Source organism: Lysobacter enzymogenes, assembly GCF_017168095.1.
Lineage (GTDB): Bacteria > Pseudomonadota > Gammaproteobacteria > Xanthomonadales > Xanthomonadaceae > Lysobacter > Lysobacter enzymogenes_D.
In genome coordinates, this window is sequence record NZ_LXSD01000614.1 from 1 (window position 1) to 4,242 (window position 4,242).

2 protein-coding genes are annotated in these 4,242 nt (G+C 68.9%); both read left to right on the top strand.

What is annotated here, in order from left to right; genetic code table 11:
• Positions 1 to 30: 30 nt before the first annotated feature.
• Positions 31 to 1,077: a glucokinase gene (locus A7A76_RS23655; protein WP_206413612.1), complete on the top strand. Its 1,047-nt coding sequence runs from the start codon at positions 31 to 33 to the stop codon at positions 1,075 to 1,077.
• A gap of 217 nt (positions 1,078 to 1,294) precedes the next feature.
• Positions 1,295 to 3,907, top strand: a complete 2,613-nt coding sequence (locus A7A76_RS23660; RefSeq protein WP_206413611.1) for a TonB-dependent receptor — start codon at positions 1,295 to 1,297, stop codon at positions 3,905 to 3,907.
• The last annotated feature ends 335 nt before the right edge of the window (positions 3,908 to 4,242 follow it).

The following is a 4,242-nucleotide window of genomic DNA, read 5'->3' on the forward strand; positions in this document are numbered from 1 at the left end:
GCGCGCCGCCGGCCCGACGCGGGGGCGCGCATGAGCGCGGCGCCGCGGCTGAATCCGGCCGCGCCGGCCGATACCGGTACCTTCATCGCCGCCGACGTCGGCGGCACCCATACCCGGGTCGGGCTGGTGCGCCCGGGCCAGGGCGGCGACAGCGTCGCCGTGCTCGCCCACCGCAAGTACGTGTGCGCCGACTACCCGAGCCTGGCGCCGATCCTGAGCGCGTTCCTCGACGAATTCACCGCCGGCCACGGCGGCGGCGTGGAGCGGGTGGTGATCGCCTGCGCCGGCGTCGTGCTCGACGACCGCGTGGTCAATTCCAACCTGCCCTGGCCGATCTCGCTGTCGGAACTGCGCCGCGAGCTGGGCCTGCGCGAAGTGCTGTTCATCAACGACTTCCAGGCCAACGCCAACGCCGCCCAGTGCATGGCGCCGGACGACTCGACCCTGCTGACCCCGGGCGTGCGCGACGCCGCGCCGGGCCCGGTGCTGGTGATCGGCCCGGGCACCGGCCTGGGCGCGGCGGTGCGCATCCCGCACGGCCGCAGCACCGTGGTGCTGCCGACCGAGGCCGGCCACACCGCGTTCGCGCCGGGCAACGCGCGCGAAGCGGACATGCTGCGCTGGGCGCGGCAACGCGGCCAGACCCATGTGCCGACCGAACATTTCGTCTCCGGCCCGGGCCTGGCGAATCTGTACAACGCGCTGTGCGCGCTCGACGGCGCCGAGCCCGCGCTGCGCGCGCCGGCGCAGATCACCGAGGCCGCGCGCCGCGGCGACGCCCTCGCCCGCGAAGCGGTGCTGACCTTCTGCGCCCTGCTCGGCAGCGTGATCGGCGACCTGGTCGTGGTCAGCGGCGCCCGCTCGGTGTTCATCGCCGGCGGCATCCTGCCCCAGCTCAAGGACTTCGTGCCCGACAGCGCGTTCCATGCGCGCATGCTCGACAAGGGCGTGATGCGGCCGGTGCTGGAAGGCGTGCCGGTGCGATTGATCGAAAACGAGCGCCTGGGCGTGATCGGCGCCGCCAGCTGGTACCTGGAACACCTTCGCGACGAAGCCGCGACCCGCTCCACCGCTTGACCCGAATCGACGCCGCGCGGCGCGCAGGCGCCGCGCGGCGCTGGCAGCACACGCTCCAGGCGCAAGGCCGAAGCAGGCACGCGGCCTCGCAACGAAGGCGGCAATACCGCAGCACGCGCACCGCACGCACTACCGCACGCACAAAGACAACCGGACTCGACGACGAACCGGCCACCGGACGATCGCCGAGCCATCACCGCCCGAGGGAGGAACAGTAATGAAAGCGCGCAAGACCCTATTGTCCGCCAGCATCGTCGCGGCCCTGAGCTTGGCCTCGGGCGTCGCGATGGCGCAGGACGCACCGGCCGCGGCCGCGCAGGCCAAGGACCTCGACGCCGTCGTGGTCACCGGCATCCGCGCCAGCCTGGAGAAGTCGCTCGACACCAAGCGGGCCAACGTGACCGTGTCGGAGGCGATCACCGCCGAGGACATCGGCAAGTTCGCCAACACCAACGTCGCCGAAGCCATGTCGCAGATTCCCGGCGTGGTGCTCGACCGCCGCTTCGGCCAGGGCGAGCGCGTCAGCATCGACGGCACCGACCCCAGCCTCAACCTCAGCTTCCTCGACGGCCACCCGGTGGCGCAGTCGATCTGGCTGTACGGCGAGCAGCCCAACCGCGGCTTCGACTACACCCTGCTGGCGCCGGAAATCCTCGGCCGGCTGGAAGTCATCAAGTCCTCCGAAGCGCGCCTGACCGAAGGCAGCCTCGGCGGCACGGTGCTGATGCACACGCGCAAGCCGCTGGACATGGACGCCAACTCCATCGCCGGCTCGCTGAGCTTCAACTACAACGACCAGGGCGGCGACACCCGTCCCAGCGGCTCGTTCATGTACAGCTGGAAGAACGCCGACGAGAACTTCGGCTTCAACTTCGCCGCGCAGCACTACGAAGAGACCGTGGACCGCCAGGGCGTGGAAGTGTTCGGCTACGTCAAGGCCAACACCTTCCCCAACCAGACCGGCGCGGCGGCCAACATCGACGTGCCGAACTTCGTCAACGCCGCCTGGTTCCAGCAGACCCGCGAGCGCAACAGCGCCAACCTCAACCTGCAGTTCAAGCCGAGCAACGAGCTGGAGTTCAACCTCAGCGGCTTGTTCATCCGCGAGAGCTTCGACAACTACAACCAGTCGTTCTACAACTTCCTGACCCAGCGTCCGGGCGCGGTGGACCGCCTGAGCACCAGCGGCAACGTCGCCACCGGCGGCCACAGCAACGCCAACCCGGTGTTCTACGACAACAACGTGCGCGCCTCCGAGCCCGAGACCAAGGGCATCGACCTGACCGGCAAGTACCAGACCGACGCCTGGGGCGTGTCCGGCCAGATCGGCCACAGCAAGTCGGAGAACTCGCTGGAGCAGTGGTTCATCGAACCGGTCTACACCGGCGGCTACAGCTTCGACCTCAAGCGCGGCCTGACCTTCGACAACCCGGCGGCCGCCGGCAACCCGGCCAACTGGGCCGGCGACGGCTTCATGGGCAACTACGGCGTCATCGACACCGAGACCAAGGACACCTACGGCCAGGTCGACTTCAACGTCCGCTTCGACAGCGTGTTCAACAACCTCAGCTTCGGCGCGCGCCGCGGCAAGCACGAGGAAGACTACCGCCAGAACGTCTACGTCGGCCTGCCGGTCGCCGACCTCAACACCGTCGGCACGATCAACCCGGTCAGCCTGCGCGACCTCAACGCCGGTTCGGGCCGCCACATCCAGGTCGGCCGCCAGAACGTGATCGACTACGTCAACCGCTATCGCGGCGGGCTGACGCCGGATCCAGCCAGCTTCCTCAACAACACCTTCAGCATCGAGCAGACCAACACCGCCGCCTACGTCCAGGCCGATTTCTCCGCGGGCGGTTTCCGCGGCAACCTCGGCGTGCGCTACGTGGAATCCAAGACCGACGGCGAGGGCTTCGCCTACGGCGGCACCCCGAGCCTGACCGACCTGGATTCCAAGCGGGTGCGCAGCTCGAAGAAGGAAGACTTCGTGCTGCCGTCGCTGAACGTGGTCTACGACACCGGAAGCGATGTGCTGCTGCGCTTCGGCGCGGCCAAGGTCGTGGCCTGGGCGCCGTACAACCAGCTGGTCGGCAACACCTTCCTCAACGACAGCACCTTCACCGGCAGCGGCGGCAGCGCCAACCTCGACGCCTACGAGTCGACCAACTACAGCCTGTCGGCCGAGTGGTACTTCGCCGAGCAGTCGGTGCTGGCGGCGTCGGTGTTCTACAAGGACATCGACAACTACATCACCAGCGAAGCGGCGATCGAGCGTCAGTTCAACTCCAACGCGACCACCGCGCCGGCGTTCTACCAGTCGCGCATCGTCGGCACCAACGGCTGCACCACCGACGGTTTCTGCAACTACAGCATCCTGCGCCCGGTCAACGCCGGCAAGGGCAAGGTCAAGGGCTTCACCGTCAGCTACCAGCAGCCGTTCGGCGACACCGGCTTCGGCCTGACCGCGAACTACACCTACGCCGACGGCGAAGGCGCCAACGGCACCGACCTGCCGTACCAGTCGCGCGATGCGGTGGCGATCAGCCCGTACTACGAGCGCGGCCCGCTGTCGGCCCGGATCAGCTACAACTGGCGCAGCGACTACCTGGCCGGCGGCTACGTGGCCGGCGCGCCGCCGGCGAGCGTGGACGACTACGCCGAGCTCGGCGCGAGCGTGAGCTGGACCTTCGACGACCGCCTGACGGTGGCCCTGGAAGGCATGAACCTGCTCGATTCCGAGTACAAGCAGTACCTGGGCCGCGAAGAGCTGGTCGCCCAGCGCTTCCACACCGGGCGCCGCTTCATGGCCTCGTTCCGCTTCAAGTTCTGATTGGCCGGCAAGGCGATCGACCGCTAGACCCGACAAGCCCGGCATGCGCATGCCGGGCTTGTTTTTTAAGGCGCGCAAGTTTTGGGGATGCGCGAACGTCCGCCGCGCCGCGCCGCGCAAACGCACAAACAAACAAGCCTCGGCCGCCGCGCCTGCGGCATGGTGTGCGGCCGAACGCCTTCCTGGAGTCCGTCCACGATGAAGACGCGCCACGCTTTCGCCTCGCCCGTCCGCACCGCTTTCGTCCGCGCCGGCCTGGCCTGCGCGCTGGCCCTGGCCCTGACCGCGTGCGAACGCGAAGCGCCGGCGGCGCAAGCGCCCGCGCCCGCGCCCGC

What these genes read in the sequence shown, in the direction of transcription:
- A7A76_RS23655 (WP_206413612.1), top strand. Translation starts at nt 31, where the DNA reads ATGAGCGCGGCGCCGCGGCTGAATCCGGCCGCGCCGGCCGATACCGGT.
- A7A76_RS23660 (WP_206413611.1), top strand. Translation starts at nt 1,295, where the DNA reads ATGAAAGCGCGCAAGACCCTATTGTCCGCCAGCATCGTCGCGGCCCTG.